This window comes from Amphibacillus sp. MSJ-3 (assembly GCF_018919165.1).
Classification (GTDB): Bacteria; Bacillota; Bacilli; order Bacillales; family Amphibacillaceae; genus Amphibacillus.
Window position 1 is genome coordinate 34,570 of sequence record NZ_JAHLQM010000005.1, and the last position, 17,575, is coordinate 52,144.

The window sequence follows — 17,575 nt, forward strand, 5'->3', positions numbered from 1 at the left end:
CCTCTGGATGAAGGGTTACTTTAGCGCAAATTAAGAATCAAAAAGGCCTAAGCCTTTTTGATTTTTAATAGAATATTAAACTTATTATTCCTATTTAATTTATAGGTAATATCAGAAAGGCTGATCAATGATGATTGAATTGAGAAATATTCATAAAACATATCAAAAAAGAAGCAAATCAATTCAAGCATTAAAAGGAATCGACTTAAAAGTTGAACAAGGGGATATTTTTGGTGTCATTGGATATAGTGGTGCGGGGAAAAGCACTCTTGTCCGTTTAGTCAACTATTTAGAACAACCAACAGAAGGAAAGATTATCGTTGATGGACGCTCTCTTACAGAGCAATCATCTAAAGCACTTCGAGAGATAAAAAAAGATATTGGGATGATTTTTCAACATTTCAACTTGTTAGAATCAAAAACGATTTACCAAAACGTGGCGATGCCACTAATTATCTCGAAAGTTCCGAAACAAGATATTAAAAGGCGTGTAACAGAGTTACTTGAGTTTGTAGGTTTGTCCGATAAGGTAATGAGTTATCCGAATGAACTTTCGGGTGGTCAAAAACAACGTGTTGGTATTGCACGTGCGCTCGCATTAAATCCAAAAATATTACTTTGTGATGAAGCAACCTCTGCCCTAGACCCACAAACAACACAATCTATTTTGAACTTATTAAAGCGAATTAATCGTGAGTATGGGATTACCATCCTTTTGATTACACATGAGATGTCTGTCATTCAAAGCATTTGCAATCGGGTTGCTGTAATGGAAAATGGCAAAATAATAGAAGAGGGGACTGTGCTTGATGTCTTTGGTGATCCGAAACATCCAACGACACAAGACTTTGTTCAAACAGTTGTTAGAACAGATATTCCAAGAAATATCAAGGCAAATCTAGATAAGTCCGGCATTACAACTTTAACGAAATTAGAAATGGTCGGTGATCATGCAACCCAACCACTATTAGCACTATTAATACAAAAATTCAATTTAACTGTTAGTACAGTCTTTACAAATATGACCGAAATTCAGGAGACAACTTTAGCGATTTGGTATGTTGATATTCAAGGAGAAGCAAAGGATAAAGCAGCTGCCTTAGACTTTTTAGATTCGCAGGGTGTGAGGTACCAGGAGGTGTCGGTATAATGTTTGAAACAAATTTAACCTTAGAGCAATTTGCGGAGGGTATCCAGGATACATTATATATGGTCGGGATGTCGTTATTGATTGGAACCTTATTAGGTTCAATGATTGGAATTGTTATTGTCGTTACGAAGAAAGACGGGATTATCCCAATCCCAATTATTTATACACTATTAAATCCAATCATTAATATGGTCCGTTCAATTCCTTTTATTATCCTAATGGTCGCCATTATTCCTTTTACTAGAATGATTATTGGTACATCGATAGGAACAAATGCAGCAATTATTCCACTGATTATTTATATTACACCATTTATTGCGCGACTTGTTGAAAATTCACTTCTTGAAGTTGGCCCGGGCATTATTGAGGCAGCTGAATCAATGGGAGCCACCCCGCTACAAATGATTAGATACTTTATATTACCAGAAGCTTTTAGCTCATTGATCTTATCATTGACCACAGCAACGATTACCTTGATCGGTGCGACTGCAATGGCTGGTACAGTGGGTGGCGGGGGAATTGGCGATATCGCTATTGTTTATGGTTATCAACGGTTTGATAGCTTTGCGATGATTTCAACAGTGATTCTATTAGTGATTATTGTGCAAGTCATTCAATCAACTGGCAATCGGCTTGCACGCATTGTCCGCCATCGGTAAAGCTGGCTGAAGTTTCACTTTATCTGTTGCTCAGTGGATCTAACTGAGTGAAGATTCACTAGATCTCTTTATGTATTTTTTGGTAATGGTATTTTTAAAAAAAGAATCGGAGGTTATGAGGATGGGATTAACGAAGAGAGAACGCTTGATTAAAACTTTAACTGGCGATCAAGCCGATCGTCCATTAGTAAGTGTCTGGCATCATTTTTTAACTAAAGAGCAGACTGCGAGTGATTTGGCTGAAGCAACCCTATCTTTTGTTAATCAATATGATTGGGATTGGGTCAAGATTAATCCACGAGCAACTTATTTAGCGGAGGTATTTGGTAACCGGTATGATTTTTCAGATTATCAATGGGTTTTTCCTCGGCAAGTAGAAGCAGTTGTTAAAGCACCAGGTGACTTAAGTCAGATAAAGGAAGTGGCATGGGAAGACTCTGCTCCATTATTAGAACAACTAGAAGTGGTACAACGAATTCGACTAGATTTACCTGATACTCCACTACTTCAAACAGTATTTTCACCATTAACAGTGCTATTATTCTTAACGGGAAACCAAGCATATGTAGATCAGAAAATGTATGGAGCCGACAATCCAATTGATCTTCAATTATTATTCAGACATTATCGTAGCGATGTTCATAGAGCTCTTCATGCCATTGCTTTAACGCTAAAGGATTATGTCAAGGCTCTTGACGTTGTTGGTGCAGATGGTTTGTTTTATGCAACGACTGGTACAGCCCACCCTAAACTGTTTTCATTAGAACAATTTAATGAGTTTTCGCGGCCATACGACGAAATCGTCTTATCAGCAATGAAAAAAGGCGGACGGTTATTACACACATGTGGTCCATATGCTGATCCAGAGCGGTTCAATGATTACCCAGTTGAGGGGATTAGTTGGGATCCAAATGCAGAAGGGAACCCCGATCTCACTGTAAAACTGGATAAAGTCAAAGTTGCTGGTATTGATCATGATTTGTTTGCAACAAGAGATGCTGAACCGTTGAAGGAACAAGTAAAAGCATCCTTATCCAAGATAGCAGATGAGCCATTTCTTTTAGCGCCTAATTGTGCTGTCTCACCACAAGCTACGGTTGAGACGCTAACAGCATTAAAGGAAGGTATGGAAAGATTGAGAGGGGAATAGTGATGAAAAGAATTATCGTGTTATTTTTACTTGGGAGTTTAGCAATTTTTACGGCTTGTGAGAATGAACAAACGTCGGATAAAATTGTTGCAGGATTTGGGGTTGGAACTTATGAAGAACAGTTTCGTGAAGGAATTGTTCCTATCTTAGAAGAACAAGGCTATGAAGTTGAAATAAAAGTGTTTTCGCAGAATATGCAAGTCAATCCAGCGATGGCGGAAGGGGCGATTGATGTTAGCATTTTCCAGAGTACAGCATATATGGAGGCAATTAATGAGGAATTAGGTATTAATATGACAGCTCTAACATATTCGCCTAGTGCACCACAGTCATTACATTCTGTACGCCATGATTCATTAGATGCTGTTGAGGACGGCTCAACAATTGCACTACCAAATGACCCCGTTAATCAAGAGCGGGCGGTTAGAATTTTAGAGGAACTTGGTTGGGTGACAATTGCAGATGATGCTGGAACGGTAGATTTTAATTTATCTAGTGTTTCAGCAGGAGACTATGATCTTGAATTCGTCGTTTTAGATCCAGCACAAATTCTTGTTTCATTAGAGGATGTTGATTTTGGGATTATCAATGGAAATTACATTGCAGATGCTGGTATGCGTATTGCTGATGGTTTAGCAATCGAAGATACTCCTGATGAACATCGAATCATTGTATCGATTCTCGAGGAAGATTTAGATGAAGAATGGGCACAGGATCTAAAGGCAGCCATAGAATCTCCAGAATTTGAAGCATATATGACAAGTCAAACGAAGTACGATGGCTTTATTCTACCAGGTAGTCAGGATGCTCAGTAATTTAATACTAACAGTGGCATAGCTTTGTCTTCGCTACTGTTATTTTTTTGCACTTTTTTATATTTACTAGCTGTATTCGCCCTGTTGTATTGTCGTCACGATAATTGAAATCAAATCGATGATGGCCTATTTAGGTAGGAATTTTCATATAGATAAAGCTTACAAAATTTGTGAACTTTTTCGACAAAAGTATAAAAAAGATATTCAAAGTTGACGATTTTTAGTATAATGTAGATATTGTGCTTTAAATTAGCTCTAAGTCAGGCTTAGGTGCTATATTTATCGCAGATTAACTAACTATAAGTCTCTCACTTTAATCATTCAAGTGAAACCATTGGATGATAAACAGGGATCAATAGTTAGTATAAGCCTAATTCGTTCATCTAACGCTCAATGGGGAAAAGTCCCTGCTGAGTAAAGGTTCACATTAATAGAAAGAGATAGATAATATGAATTAAGGGGATATCTAACAAATGTATAAAATTGAAAGCTTTGAGAAACAAATGTTCAAGATGTATCAGCTTAAGAATGAAGATGGCACGTCATGGATAACGGTTTGTCCTGAACGTGGCGGTATTATTATTGGTTATGGCACTCGGGGCCGGGAGAAACTTTACTTAAATGATGATACTTTTTATGATCGTAAGCAAAATATCCGTGGTGGGATTCCGATTTTGTTCCCGATTTCCGGACAACTACAAGATGGGAAATATGAATGGGAAGATCAACAGTATTCATTGCCAAATCATGGACTTGCTCGTATTCATCCGTGGGAAGTAATTGAAACTAGTGCTGATGAGGAAAAAGCATTTATTTCTATTTTGTTTGAAAGTAGTATTGGAACAAAAGAAGTCTACCCTTTTGATTTTGAAGTTATTTTTACTTATACACTAAAAGATGATCAACTCTTTATTTATCAAACCTATCGTAATGTTGGCAATAAGAAAATGCCGATTTATCCAGGATTACATCCTTATTTCAAGGCTGAGTCAAAGGTTATTTCAATTGACACAGGTGTGGACACTTATTATGATTATAATGACCATAAGATCAAGGATTTTACTGGGGAAATTGATTTAGAAAAATTGCACGAATCCGTTGTATTAGAAAATAGACGTACTGATATTCATGCGAAAATTGATGATGTTGATTTACATATGAATATGGCCAAAGATTTTCGTTATACTGTTTTGTGGACCGAGCAGGATAAGAAATTTGTCTGTATAGAACCATGGACAGCAAAATCAGGAGCGTTAACCCGACAAGAAGAGCTAATTATTGTTGAACCAGGTCAAGCATTTGAAACATGGGTTAGTTTTCAAAATATTTAAATAAAAAAATTTACAAGTTAAATCCAAAGCAAATGATTGCTTTGGATTTTTTTAATATCTTCTCCAACTAATCCTCAGTCTTGTCTTAATTATTTAAGAGAGATTAAAATTCATCTGATTTTGGCTAGAAGATCCCCCTTCAAATTTTGTTAGAAATGAGGGGAGTCGTTCAAGAAGGATCGATAAAGGTTAATAAAAGCTCGATTTCTTAGTGAGGGATGAAAAACCTCCATCAGGGTAGGGACTCATTTTCTTATATATAATAGGTTTTAAAAATAATATCTTGCGGATGATTACCGAACTTCTTCCCAAATAAGGTAACTCCACCAACATGTTCAGCATCCTCTTTAACTTCAATTCTAAATATCCAACTATCATGAGCTGTAGATAGATCAGCAATGGTTATATCCGAAAGATGATCACCATCCATATAGGTGCCATGGGAGGTAATTCGCAAAGTTTTAAGTAAACCATATTGATTAATTTTATCAGGCCACCATTTTGGGGTGAGTTTTCCTCTTGTATCAGCAAAATCACCAGGACTTTGCCAAGTACCTAATTCTACATGATTTAATGAAAAACTAATATCTGATGGCCAGACAGAATTCGAAAAGGGAAATTCTGATGAGATTTCAAAACTAATATCAATTTGCTTCAATTGATGATCCTTTTCTAAGTGATTAAATATTTTGTATTCGATAAACCCTTGGGTAAACCAAAGAATTTCCGCAGAAATACGTTCTGGTGCTAAGAAGTACTTTGGTTGGTCGACTGGACCGATAAAATCTTTATCTGATGCTAATCCGCAGGTAGGGACAATCGAGAAATCAGTGTAATGTCCAATTGGTACGGATATTTCATAGGAGGCAAAGGCAAGTTGTATTTTTTTAGGGAAGGAAATTTCGATATGGTCGACGAGTAAGATAGAAATCCGCTGGACTCCTGACTTGCCTGGTACCTTCTCAGTTCTTAAAATTCCAGCCTGTTCTAATTTTTCAATGTGCTTTTTTACAATCGGGCTACTTAGGTTGAGAGCTTCAGATAATTCTTTTAAATTATAGGTCTTCTTTGAAAGTAGTTGAATCATTTTAAGTCTTACATCACTGGCAAGAGCTTGATAAACTGGCAATGAATCAAGGTCAATTCCTAATTGCATGTTTTTTCCTCCTTAACTAGTTAAATTGTAGGTGATAGTAAATGTTTTTGTTTTAATCAAATTGAAATAAAAACTTAATTCATCTATAAGATTAACAAAAAGGTTAAGTGAATGCAAAATAAAAGGTGTAAATTACTTATATGTTATTGACATCGTTTACATATACGTATATATTTATAAGTGACAGATCAACAATCGATTCTTTTTATAGGGTTATCTTAATTTATATGGAATATATCATGATATTTTTAGAGGTGATGGGTTTGCTACTTGTAAAGTGGAAAAAAGTAATGATTAGCATCTTAGTTTTAGTGTTATTGGGATCACCGTTTCTGAATCTATCAGTCTATGCTGATGAAGCAGAAACAGAAGATGAAGATCTGGAAGTGACATATGATGAATCTGTCGATCTGGAGGATATCGTTTCAGATGAAGAGCGTGATGAAACTGAGAAATACTCAGCATATATAGAAGGTACAGAAGCAGACCATTATCAAGGCGAGCCAATTGTATTTGATGATATGACTGGGCTAAAATCTGATCGACAAACGACTGTTGAAGGTGAACAAGTGATTCAGGTGGGTCAAGATGAAACCGCTAGCTTTACGATTGAAGCACCTGAGACAGCTTATTATCAGATTGGGTTTGAATATAAGATTGAAGGTGTCAATGTTTTACCAACGCAATTGGAGATGCGTGTCAATGATTCTATTCCTTTTTATGAAATGCGAAATTTAATCTTTGAGAGTGGTTGGGAAAATCCAGAAACCTTTCAAATTGACAAGTATGGAAATGAAATTATTCCTCAACCAATTAAGATTGATGATTGGGAGTTTAAGTATTTAATTGATTCAAGTTATCGAGATAGTTCCCCATTAATGATGAAATTGGAACAAGGGGAAAATGAAATTGAATTGACTGTTTCTGAGGGAAATTTACTTATACGTACAATAGAGTTAGCTGGTAAACCTTCATTAGGTGACCACGAGCAGGCTGAAGTGACGGGGAATCAATATATTGAAGTTGAAGCGGCCAATGATCTGGTGAAGCGGAATAATTCTTCCATTCGGGCAAATGCCTCTTTTAATGTAAATTTAGTCCCTTACAGTGATGATAAGCGAGTGTTAAATCATATTGATGCTGATTCCTTTAATTCAGCGGGGGATAAAATTTATTATGATGTTGATATAGAGGAAGCTGGTTACTATTATTTGGGTATGCATTATCAACAAGATTCAAAAGCTGATTTTCCTGTATTTATGAATATTGAACTAGATGGTGAGATTCCTTTTCAGAGTTTCAAAGATTTCCCATTTCCTTATCAATCAAAGTATTACCACTATACATTAGCGGATCAATCAGATCAAAAAATTCCGATCTATCTTGAAGAGGGAAGCCATACAATTTCTTTTCAAATAACGGTTGAACCTCTAAAAGAAGCGATGGAACAAATTGAACGTTTAACGAATGAGATTCAAAATCTATCATTAGAATTAACAAACTTGATTGGACCAGATGCCGATCGATACAGAGATATTAATGTAGAAGATTATATTCCAGGTGTGACAGATTTAATGATTTCCTGGGCTGATGAAATGGCTACTATTTATGAAGAGATGAAAACGTTTAATCCTGACAAAAATGCAATCGGAGCCTTTTCAGAGTTGAGAATTGCTGAAGAGCAGTTGCGAAGTTTGGCTGAACGTCCAGAGCAAATAGCACGACGCAAAAGTGAACTATCAACAGGAACGAATTCAGTCACTGCCTATCTAGGAAACTTACTTCAAGCCCATAATGATAACGGGATTGCAATCGATCGCTTTTACCTTTATCAAGATGAAGCGGATATTCCTGAAGAAGCAGGCTTCTTTACTAAGACATGGGCCAGTATTAAGCGTTTTGCCAATACATTTGGTGCCCAAGATTATGAAGTGAGCAATATAGATAAAAATAATTTACAGGTATGGGTCAACCGCCCACGCCAATATGTTGAAATTATGCAACGTTTGATTGATGAAACATTTACTGCTGAGACTGGAGTAAAAGTTGATCTATCCTTAATGCCAGACCAGAATAAATTAATCCTTGCTAATGCAGCTGGGGAAGCGCCAGATGTGGCCTTGGGTGTAAACTACGCCCTTCCATTTGAAATTGGAATTCGTGGCGCTCTTCAAGATTTAACTGAGTTTAGTGATTATCAAGAGGTTGTTTCTGATTATCCACCAGGAATGCTTGTACCCGCGAAGATTCAAGACGGTGTCTATGCACTGCCAGATACAATGAATTTTTGGGTTATGTTTTATCGGGAGGATATTTTAGAGGATATGGAATTAGCAATTCCTGATACGATCTTTGATGTTCGTTCATACTTACCAGAGCTTCAAAGACGTGGGATGAACTTTTTCTACCCGACAGCAGGTATGAGTGGAATGAAAATTTTCGCCGGGACCATGCCATTGATCTATCAAAGTGGTGGACAATTCTACGGCGATACGATTCATCGAACCGAGTTAAATAACAATGATACAATTGAGGGTATGCGCTTATTAACCGAGTTATTTACAATCTATAATATACCTTACGATGTTCCAAGTTTCTATCAACAGTTCCGCGATGGTTCGATTCCAATTGGGATTTCAGACTATCATATGTATAACTTAATTCTGAATGCTGCGCCAGAAATTGCTAATGTTTGGGATGTTGCTCTTGTCCCAGGGATTGAAAATAGTGATGGAGAAGTCGAGCGTTGGTCTACAGGTGGAGCGGAAAGTAATATTATGTTTAAAGATACTGACAAAACGGATGCTGCTTGGGAGTTTATGAAGTGGTGGTCTAAAGCAGAAACCCAAGTTGCTTTTGGAAATACGCTTCAAACGACCTATGGATCAGAATATATGTGGAATACTGCTAATTTAGCGGCTTATTCAGAATTACCATGGCCACATAGTCATAAACAAATAATCCTTGATCAGGCCGAATGGATTGCTGAAGTACCTCGTGCACCGGGTAGTTATTTACTAGAGCGTGAGTTAAGTAATGCATACAATGCTGTTGTGCTTGATGGCGAAAATCTACGGACGGCGATTGACTTAGCAAGTAAACGAGTTAATCGTGAAACGGAAAGAAAGCTGGAGGAATTCGGCTTTATGAAAGATGGAGCAGTTATCCAGTCTTATCCAAATCCGGAATTGTCACTTAATGAAGAGTAACGAAGGAGGGTCAAAGTCATGAGAGACAATAATAAAAGCGCCTACCTGTTTTTACTACCCTATATTTTACTGTTTACCTTGTTTATTATCGTGCCTGTTTTAATGGCGATCTTCCTATCGTTTACAAACTTTAACACGATTGAAACACCAGAATTTGTAGGCTTTATGAATTATATTAATTTGCTAACACAAGATGAAATTTTTATGCAATATGTTTTACCGAATACGATTTTGTTTGCCGTAATTGTTGGCCCAGGGGGATATGTCTTATCCTTCCTCCTGGCTTGGGTTTTAGCTCAATTACCAAAAATACCACGGACAATTTTTGCTTTAATTTTTTACTCACCATCGATGACGGCAGGAATTGCAATGGCAGTTGTCTGGCAGGTCATATTCAGTGGTAACCAATCGGGTTATTTCAACTACATTTTAATGAAGTTAGGAATCATTACTGAACCTGTTATTTGGCTACAAGATACGCGTTTTATTTTACCAATTATGATTGTTGTTGCCTTATGGAGTAGTATGGGGGTTGGTTTCCTAGCGATGATTTCGGGCGTACTTAATGTTGATGAGACTTTATATGAAGCGGGTGCGATTGATGGAATAAAAAATCGTTTCCAAGAGTTAATCTATATTACAGTACCTTCAATGAAACCACAGATGCTCTTTGGTGCGGTAATGGCGATTGTTGGTACCTTCTCAGCTGGGGCGATCGGTGTGCAGTTAACAGGGGCAAATCCAACACCTGGGTATGCTGGTCAACTCATGGTGAATCATATCGAGGACTACGGTTTTATTCGATTTGAGATGGGCTATGCAGCAGCATTATCTGTTGTTCTGTTACTGATCATATACTTATTTGCCCATATTTCGAAAAAACTCTTCAGTGAAGAGGCTTAAGGAAGGAAGGTTGAGATGGCTTTTAAAAGTAGTGGTGTGAACCCAAAGGGCTTTCATCGTAGTCAATTGAAATTTTATATCTTTTTAATTCCGCTTGCTATGTTTATGATATTGCCGATTATTTTTATCTTTAACCATGCATTCAAGCCACTTGATGAACTTTATGCATTTCCGCCAACGTTCTTTGTGAAAAACCCGACGTTGGAAAACTTTACGAACTTGTATAAATTAGCTGAATCGTCAGGGATTCCTTTATCACGTTATTTATTTAACAGTATCTTTGTTACGATTGTGGTGGTATTACTATCGATCATTTTATCGACGCTTGCTGGTTACGCTTTATCTAAGAAGAAGTTTACCGGTAAAAAGGCACTTTTAGAAATTAATAATGCAGCCTTGATGTTTGTTCCGATTGCAGTGATGATTCCAAGATTTTTAACGATTTCATTTATAGGTATTGAGGATACTTACTTTGCCCATATCTTACCACTTGTTGCGATGCCAGTTGGACTGTTTCTAGTTAAGCAATTTATCGACCAAGTGCCTGACTCGTTGATTGAAGCGGCTGTAATTGATGGGGCAAGTGACTTGAAGATTTATTGGAAGGTCATTTTACCTTTGATCAGACCAGCGATAGCAACGGCAGCAATTCTAGCCTTCCAGCTAGTATGGAATGATTTAGAGACTTCAACACTCTATACAACCAGTGAGAATATGCGAACGCTAGCATTCTTTATGAATACATTAGCAGCTCAGACAAACGTTGTCGTAGGACAGGGAATGGCAGCCGTCGCCTCTCTGATTATGTTCTTGCCAAACCTGATTTTGTTTATTATCTTACAAAGCAAGGTAATGAATACGATGGCACATTCAGGATTAAAGTAGGTGTTAACAATGAAAATGATCAAAAGAATAAGCTTAGCCTTGCTTACTATAACTCTATTATTAACTTCGACGGCACAGGTTGTAGAAGCAAACACAGCTTACCGAACATTTACAGAAGATGGTTATGGCCGTTATGTTGAAACACAAACAGCCTATACGGTTAGAAATACGATTGTTAAATTTGATGATGAACTCTTTTCACAGGCCGAAGATCTAAAAGTAGGTGCTGATGGACTAATCTATGTTGCCGATACTGGCAATGGCCGAATTTTAGTTGGTGATCGATCCGGTAATTTAGAACGTATTTTTGGCGAAGAAGAATTGAGTCGCCCAACAGGTATTTTTCTGTCGCATGACGATAAAGTGTATGTGGCAGATGAGTCAAATGCCAAGATTTATGTTTATACATTAGAAGGCGAATTGCTTCAAGAATTTGGTCGTCCGGAAAGTATTCTATTTGGTGAAACAGCTAATTTTATTCCGTTAAAAGTAGCTGTTGACCAAAGAGATAATATTTATATTATTTCACAGGGTAACTCAAATGGGATTATTCAAATTAATGCAAATACTGGGCAATTTCTAGGCTATTACGCCCCGAATCAAACTGCGGTAACGCCAATGACTGTTTTCCGTAAAGCGATTTTCACCGATGAACAATTAAGTCGAATGATTGATATCGTTCCACCAACATCGACGAATATAAATATTGATGAAAAAGGTCTTGTCTATTCTGTTTCGCAGGGGGAACGAGTAGAAGCGATTCGAAAGTTAAATGTAGCCGGACAGAATATTATTGAAACACAAGTAGCCGATGAATTTCCTGCCTCAATTGAAATAGGTTCCTTAGAGAATGTCTATGTAGGTAGTGAAGATGGATTTATTTATGAATATACCAGTGAAGGGAATTTATTATTTGTTTTTGGTGGCCAGGATGACGGACGGCAACGAATTGGTCTATTTAGAAAACTATCGGCTATTGCTGTAGATAGTAATGACCAGATTTATGCGCTGGATCAAGATCGAAACCAAATTCAAATTTTCCGACCAACTGAATTTGCTAATCTTGTCCATACCTCACTTGAACTTTATCAGAATGGGGACTATGAGGCAAGTAAGGAACCATGGGAAGAGGTTATTCGATTAAATAGTTTATTCGATTTTGCTTACCTCGGTCTTGGCGAAGCCTTCTTTAAAGAAGAAGAATATAATGAAGCTCTAGATGCTTTCCGTCAAGCGAAGTATCAAGAAGGTTACTCAGATGCCTATTGGGAAGTACGTAATGTATGGATGAGAGAAAATGTAATGACCTTAATTTTTGTTATCATTGGTATCTATGTCCTATTCAAAATCCTTGGTTTTGTAGAAAGCAGAAAGGGTTATTGGAAACGTCTATCAGACCATCTGCAATCTCGTTATCGACTGAAGTTTTTCAAAGATGTCTTTTTAATTAAAAATATGATTAGACATCCAATTGATACTTATTATAGTATTCAATATGAAAAGAAAGGGAGTATGTGGTCTGCCTCATTCTGGTTATTTATACTCTATCTCTTATTCATAATTGATAAATACTTTACAGGATTTATATTTAGTTACGTTCGTGATGGCGAATATACATTAGCGATGGATACGGCCATGTTTGTTGCGGTTGTTGCTTTAGTAATTGGTTCTAACTATCTCATCACAACGATTAATGATGGGGAAGGTAAATTCAACCATGTCTTTACTGGCTTTATCTATGCCTTTGCGCCATACTTTGTTTTCAAACCATTTACGATCTTAATAAGTAATTTCTTAACATTAAATGAGGCGTATTTACTAAGTTTAGCTAATGTTATCATTTATACTTGGGTCGGCGTGTTAATCTTTGTGATGATTAAAGAGATTAATGACTACACAATTCGTGAAACAATTAAAATTATCTTCTTAACATTATTTATGATTTTAATTGCTGTATTGTTCATCTTTATTGTTTATATCTTGATCATACAGATGTTCCAGTTTATTGTTGCAGTCTTCAATGAGGGGGTGTATCGCATTGAAAACAGTTAAAGTAAAAACAATAATTAAGGTTGTTCTATTCGTTATCATTGCTGGCTGGTTTACCTATTTTCTCTTATCAGGTGATGAGGAGGATATGGAAATAACCGGCCCTGATACACCGGTGGTCGAAGAGCCGGCTGGTGAAGATGAAGCTGGAGATGACGCCGAAGATGCGGAAGGTGAACTTCCACCAGAAGAAGAACCCGAACAGGTTGAAGTTGATGAGGAAGAACTTGAAGACTTATTGGAAGAAGAGGAAGAACGAAAGATTATTATTGATTCAAAACAGGATGAAATTGAAGGACATAAATTTCTAACTGAAAATGATCATTTTGAACTTTATTTGAAAGAAGAAAATTTATCGATCATTTTACGTGAAAAACAAACTGGAGCCATTATGACTTCAACTGTGGATGAACCTGTTGGTAGTAATGAATCTTGGCAAAACTTTGTCCGTTCAGGTATTGTCATGGAATATATTGTTGGTACAAATATTGTGACCTATCGGGCAGATATGTATTCACAGGAACCAGAGAAAACAGTAACTGAAACAGAGGATGGTTTTCTGGCAGAAATTTTTTATCCTGAACTTGAAATTGGTTTTGAAGTGATAGTGACATTAACAGATCAAGGGATTACTGTTGATATTCCACAAGACTCAATTGTGGAGGAAAATAATCAATACCGTATGGCGAGTATTTATGTTTATCCATTTCTAGGCCATACATTATTAGGTGATCGGGAAGGATATATGTTTATCCCGGACGGTTCTGGGGCCCTAATTTATCTTAATGATAAAGACGGTAAGTATACACAACCTTATTCAGTGATGGTATATGGTGAAAACGTCGGTATCGATGATCCTTATGTCTTATCATTGTTTAACCAAATGAATCCATTTAATGATCCGGAAAAGGTCCTTGCCCCTGTTTTTGGTATGGTGCATACCGATAATGAAATTGGGTATCTAGGAATTATTGAAGAAGGAGAATTCAGTGCCCGTATAGAGGCTTATCCAAATGGAGCGATTCTACCTTATAACTGGATAACACCAAAGTTTATTTATCGTCAAGTTTATAATCAACCAACAAGCCAAGATACAGGAACAATGGTTGTTCGTCAGCGTAATCGAAATAATTTTGATATTAAAGTTCATTATCATTTCGTTGCTGAAGAGGATGCAAATTATATGGGACTCGCATCAACTTATCGCGACTACTTGTTAGATAATGACTTAATCACGGTTAAAGAGGACCAGTTTAATCTAAGAGTCGATCTTCTGGGCGCCGAAGTTGAGCAAGGCTTACTCTTTAAGAGTGACGTTCCAATGACAACCTTTAGTCAAGCCTATGATATTCTGACAGATATTAAGGATCAGGGAGCGGAAAATATTTTATCAATCTATAAAGGTTGGAATGACAAAGGTTATTATGGTGGGTTACCGATTCAAACATTTAATCCGGAGTCTACCTTATCTGATGGGACATCAATAGAAGAGTTAATTGAACAGTTGGATGAAGAACAAATTGATTTATTCCTCTACCATGATGGACTGCGGATCAATATGGATGAACTTGGTACAACGCGACATAAGATCATGAAGAAATTTAACCGTCGGACATATAAGGAAGAGGTCCATGGAAAAGTGTATCGTGAATTCAATTACCTCCATCCTGGATCGACAGTTAAAATAATGGAGAATATGCATGACAACTATCTAAATGCAGATATTGAAAACATAATGATTAGTGGAATTTCAAATACACTCTTTTCCTATAGTGAAGGAAACAAAGAGTTTGATCGAATTTCGACGAAAGATTATTATGAGCCAGTAATTGAATCTTATGCAGATGACTTTAATCTTTTACTCGAACAACCTTTTGCATATCTTTGGGACCAAACAGAAGCGATGATCGATGTTCCGACACGTTCGTCAAACTATGTATTTACCGATGAGGACATTCCATTTTTGGCTTTAACATTAAAAGGAGTCGTTCCGATCTATGCGGAGTATGTAAATTTCCAAGCGAATCAAGAGGAATTTTTCTTACAGATGGTTGAACAAGGATTTAATCCATCATTCTTGATTACTCATGAAAGTCCAGCTGATTTAATGAATACAAACTCATCTCATATATATAGTTCACAATATGAACGTTACCAAGAGATGATTCAAGAGTATTATCAAGAGCTATCAGATGTGCATAATCAAACAGCAGGAGCGGTGATCGTTGATTACCAACGTCAAGGACAAACGACAAGAGTCAGTTATGATAATGGAGTGGATGTCTTAATCAACTATGCGGAAGAGCCACAAACAGTAAATGATCACTTGATTGAACCGATGTCGTATAAGGTGGTGAATAACTGATGAAGATCAAACGTGAAACAATATATGGCTATCTATTTATTCTACCTTGGTTAATTGGATTTTTAGGCTTGGTGCTCTATCCGATGATTCAATCCTTTTACTATAGTATGAATGATATGCGGATTACACCAAGTGGTTTACAGTTCGTTTACGCAGGCTTTAATAATTATCTAAATGTTTGGCTACAAGATATGTTCTTTATTCAAGAATTATTAGCCTTTGCTGTTGATACATTTATTCGAGTACCTGTTATCGTTGTCTTCGCTTTAATTATAGCGATGTTACTTAATCAGGAGATTAAATTTAAAGGTTTGTTTCGAACAATCTTTTTCTTACCAGTTATTGTAGCTAGTGGCCCCGTGATTAACCAATTGGTTGATCAGGGGGCAACAGCGATACCAATGCTCGATCAAGATATTATTATGGGTGTCTTGAACTCAATTTTCCCTAGCTTTTTTGCGGGGGTCATCAGTGATTTGTTTAATCAAATCATTACAATTTTGTGGTATTCGGGAGTGCAGATCCTTTTATTCCTTGCCTCCTTACAGAAAATCGATCCCAATTTATACGAAGCAGCGAAAATTGATGGCGGATCAAATTGGGAATGTTTTTGGAAGATTACCTTACCGACAATCAAGCCTTTAATTTTAATTAATTTAGTTTATACGCTAGTGTCGTTAGCTAATAGTGGCCAAAATCCAATTATTGAATTGATTTATAGTAATATGTTTAATGCGACAAGAGGCTATGGCTTCGCATCAGCAATGGCTTGGATGTATGCAGTCATTATTGGCATTATGCTCATAATTATATACTTTGTATTTAAGGAAAAAGAACCGAAACGATATCGTTAAGGAGGGAGGATATCTATGTCAACAAAAAGTGCAACGAGTCTAGGTGGAGTATTGAAAAACAGTGAAATGTCGTTCAGGGATAAAGCTGAGATTATCAAACAAAAAATGCAACGTTTTCTATTCGGTTTCAACGACCGAACAGGTTTTCTACTCAAATTTACGATTTATTTGCTGTTATTATGTATTGGCTTTGTTTATCTCTATCCGATTCTATATATGTTTGTAACGAGTATGCAATCGTTGAGTGATTTACTGGATATGGCAATTAATTGGATTCCTTCTTCCTTGTATCTTGATAATTATCGCCAGGCTTACACAGTATTAAATGTACGTCCGGCACTGCTAGGAAGTATACAGATTGCCCTATTTCCAACGTTAATTCAAGTCGCAATTTCATCAATTGTTGGCTATGGCTTTGCTCGATTTGAGTTTCCATTGAAGAAACTATGGTTTGGTTTAATGATCTTCAGTTTTATTATTCCACCACAAATTTTGATGATGCCAACTTATCGTTTATTTAGTGAGTTGGGATTAACAGGTTCTTTAAGTGCCTTTACGATCCCTGCTCTACTGGGGCAAGGTTTAAATAGTACAATTTTTATTTTGATATTTTATCAATTTTTTAAACAAACACCAAAATCTCTTTATGAAGCAGCAGAAGTTGATGGTGCTAATCAATTGGTCAGTTTCTTTAAAATTGCGATTCCAATGGCTATCCCAGCCTTTATCGTCGCTTTTCTGTTCTCATTTGTTTGGTATTGGAATGAAACTTATTTAACAACGCTTTATTTAACGAGCTCTTCAACTGATATTACGACTATATTACTTCAGTTACAGCAATTTGAAACAAATTACCAAGCACTTTATCCAGCAACTGAAGCGAGTCCAAATCGGATCAATGAAGGGATCAAGATGGCTGGAACGGTTATTAGTATCCTACCACTACTGATCATTTATTTCTTCTTACAACGATACTTCGTTGAAAGTGTCGATAATACTGGTATTACCGGTGAATAATCACCGTAATATAAACTTAATTAAAAGGAATG

General features: G+C 36.6%; 13 protein-coding genes. 12 read left to right on the top strand and 1 reads right to left on the bottom strand.

Annotated elements, in window-relative coordinates:
- The first annotated feature begins 130 nt into the window (after positions 1 to 130).
- The 5 genes from KQI76_RS02700 (at position 131) to KQI76_RS02720 (ending at position 5,105) form a co-directional block, all read left to right on the top strand.
- Positions 131 to 1,150 carry a methionine ABC transporter ATP-binding protein gene (locus KQI76_RS02700; protein ID WP_216398815.1) on the top strand — a complete coding sequence of 340 codons (1,020 nt, stop codon included), beginning with the start codon at positions 131 to 133 and terminating at the stop codon, positions 1,148 to 1,150.
- Positions 1,150 to 1,809: a methionine ABC transporter permease gene (locus KQI76_RS02705; RefSeq protein WP_216398767.1), complete on the top strand. Its 660-nt coding sequence runs from the start codon at positions 1,150 to 1,152 to the stop codon at positions 1,807 to 1,809. The genes KQI76_RS02700 and KQI76_RS02705 overlap by 1 nt, the downstream gene beginning before the upstream one ends.
- 121 nt (positions 1,810 to 1,930) lie before the next feature.
- Complete coding sequence (locus tag KQI76_RS02710; RefSeq protein ID WP_216398768.1) at positions 1,931 to 2,959, top strand: uroporphyrinogen decarboxylase family protein; 1,029 nt, start codon at positions 1,931 to 1,933, stop codon at positions 2,957 to 2,959.
- A 2-nt stretch (positions 2,960 to 2,961) separates the two neighbouring features.
- The gene (locus KQI76_RS02715) at positions 2,962 to 3,774 is read left to right on the top strand and encodes a MetQ/NlpA family ABC transporter substrate-binding protein (RefSeq protein ID WP_216398769.1); all 813 of its coding nucleotides are present in this window, start codon (positions 2,962 to 2,964) and stop codon (positions 3,772 to 3,774) included.
- A gap of 473 nt (positions 3,775 to 4,247) precedes the next feature.
- Entirely contained in the window at positions 4,248 to 5,105 is an 858-nt protein-coding gene (locus KQI76_RS02720) for an aldose epimerase family protein (protein WP_216398770.1), read from the top strand.
- Between the two features lie 253 nt (positions 5,106 to 5,358).
- On the opposite strand, the gene KQI76_RS02725 is transcribed toward KQI76_RS02720, so the two are convergent.
- Complete coding sequence (locus KQI76_RS02725) at positions 5,359 to 6,261, bottom strand: ArsR/SmtB family transcription factor (RefSeq protein WP_216398771.1); 903 nt, start codon at positions 6,259 to 6,261, stop codon at positions 5,359 to 5,361.
- A 290-nt stretch (positions 6,262 to 6,551) separates the two neighbouring features.
- Here KQI76_RS02725 and KQI76_RS02730 point away from each other — a divergent pair, with 290 nt between their 5' ends.
- Genes KQI76_RS02730 through KQI76_RS02760 form a run of 7 tightly spaced genes read left to right on the top strand, consistent with a single transcriptional unit; the run spans position 6,552 to position 17,543 of the window.
- Positions 6,552 to 9,470 carry an extracellular solute-binding protein gene (locus KQI76_RS02730; RefSeq protein ID WP_216398772.1) on the top strand — a complete coding sequence of 973 codons (2,919 nt, stop codon included), beginning with the start codon at positions 6,552 to 6,554 and terminating at the stop codon, positions 9,468 to 9,470.
- Between the two features lie 18 nt (positions 9,471 to 9,488).
- Positions 9,489 to 10,373 carry a carbohydrate ABC transporter permease gene (locus tag KQI76_RS02735; RefSeq protein ID WP_216398773.1) on the top strand — a complete coding sequence of 295 codons (885 nt, stop codon included), beginning with the start codon at positions 9,489 to 9,491 and terminating at the stop codon, positions 10,371 to 10,373.
- 15 nt (positions 10,374 to 10,388) lie between these two features.
- On the top strand, positions 10,389 to 11,258 hold the full coding sequence (locus tag KQI76_RS02740) for a carbohydrate ABC transporter permease (protein ID WP_216398774.1): 870 nt from the start codon (positions 10,389 to 10,391) through the stop codon (positions 11,256 to 11,258).
- A gap of 9 nt (positions 11,259 to 11,267) precedes the next feature.
- Entirely contained in the window at positions 11,268 to 13,310 is a 2,043-nt protein-coding gene (locus KQI76_RS02745; protein WP_216398775.1) for a YIP1 family protein, read from the top strand.
- Complete coding sequence (locus tag KQI76_RS02750) at positions 13,297 to 15,672, top strand: DUF5696 domain-containing protein (protein WP_216398776.1); 2,376 nt, start codon at positions 13,297 to 13,299, stop codon at positions 15,670 to 15,672. The genes KQI76_RS02745 and KQI76_RS02750 overlap by 14 nt, the downstream gene beginning before the upstream one ends.
- On the top strand, positions 15,672 to 16,526 hold the full coding sequence (locus tag KQI76_RS02755) for a carbohydrate ABC transporter permease (RefSeq protein ID WP_216398777.1): 855 nt from the start codon (positions 15,672 to 15,674) through the stop codon (positions 16,524 to 16,526). Before KQI76_RS02750 ends, KQI76_RS02755 begins: the two co-directional genes overlap by 1 nt.
- Before the next feature lie 15 nt (positions 16,527 to 16,541).
- Entirely contained in the window at positions 16,542 to 17,543 is a 1,002-nt protein-coding gene (locus KQI76_RS02760) for a carbohydrate ABC transporter permease (protein WP_253288771.1), read from the top strand.
- Positions 17,544 to 17,575 lie beyond the last annotated feature (32 nt).

What these genes read in the sequence shown, in the direction of transcription:
- KQI76_RS02755 (WP_216398777.1), top strand. Translation starts at nt 15,672, where the DNA reads ATGAAGATCAAACGTGAAACAATATATGGCTATCTATTTATTCTACCT.
- KQI76_RS02730 (WP_216398772.1), top strand. Translation starts at nt 6,552, where the DNA reads ATGATTAGCATCTTAGTTTTAGTGTTATTGGGATCACCGTTTCTGAAT.
- KQI76_RS02760 (WP_253288771.1), top strand. Translation starts at nt 16,542, where the DNA reads ATGTCAACAAAAAGTGCAACGAGTCTAGGTGGAGTATTGAAAAACAGT.
- KQI76_RS02735 (WP_216398773.1), top strand. Translation starts at nt 9,489, where the DNA reads ATGAGAGACAATAATAAAAGCGCCTACCTGTTTTTACTACCCTATATT.
- KQI76_RS02745 (WP_216398775.1), top strand. Translation starts at nt 11,268, where the DNA reads ATGAAAATGATCAAAAGAATAAGCTTAGCCTTGCTTACTATAACTCTA.
- KQI76_RS02720 (WP_216398770.1), top strand. Translation starts at nt 4,248, where the DNA reads ATGTATAAAATTGAAAGCTTTGAGAAACAAATGTTCAAGATGTATCAG.
- KQI76_RS02740 (WP_216398774.1), top strand. Translation starts at nt 10,389, where the DNA reads ATGGCTTTTAAAAGTAGTGGTGTGAACCCAAAGGGCTTTCATCGTAGT.
- KQI76_RS02725 (WP_216398771.1), bottom strand. Translation starts at nt 6,261, where the DNA reads ATGCAATTAGGAATTGACCTTGATTCATTGCCAGTTTATCAAGCTCTT.
- KQI76_RS02715 (WP_216398769.1), top strand. Translation starts at nt 2,962, where the DNA reads ATGAAAAGAATTATCGTGTTATTTTTACTTGGGAGTTTAGCAATTTTT.
- KQI76_RS02705 (WP_216398767.1), top strand. Translation starts at nt 1,150, where the DNA reads ATGTTTGAAACAAATTTAACCTTAGAGCAATTTGCGGAGGGTATCCAG.
- KQI76_RS02700 (WP_216398815.1), top strand. Translation starts at nt 131, where the DNA reads ATGATTGAATTGAGAAATATTCATAAAACATATCAAAAAAGAAGCAAA.
- KQI76_RS02710 (WP_216398768.1), top strand. Translation starts at nt 1,931, where the DNA reads ATGGGATTAACGAAGAGAGAACGCTTGATTAAAACTTTAACTGGCGAT.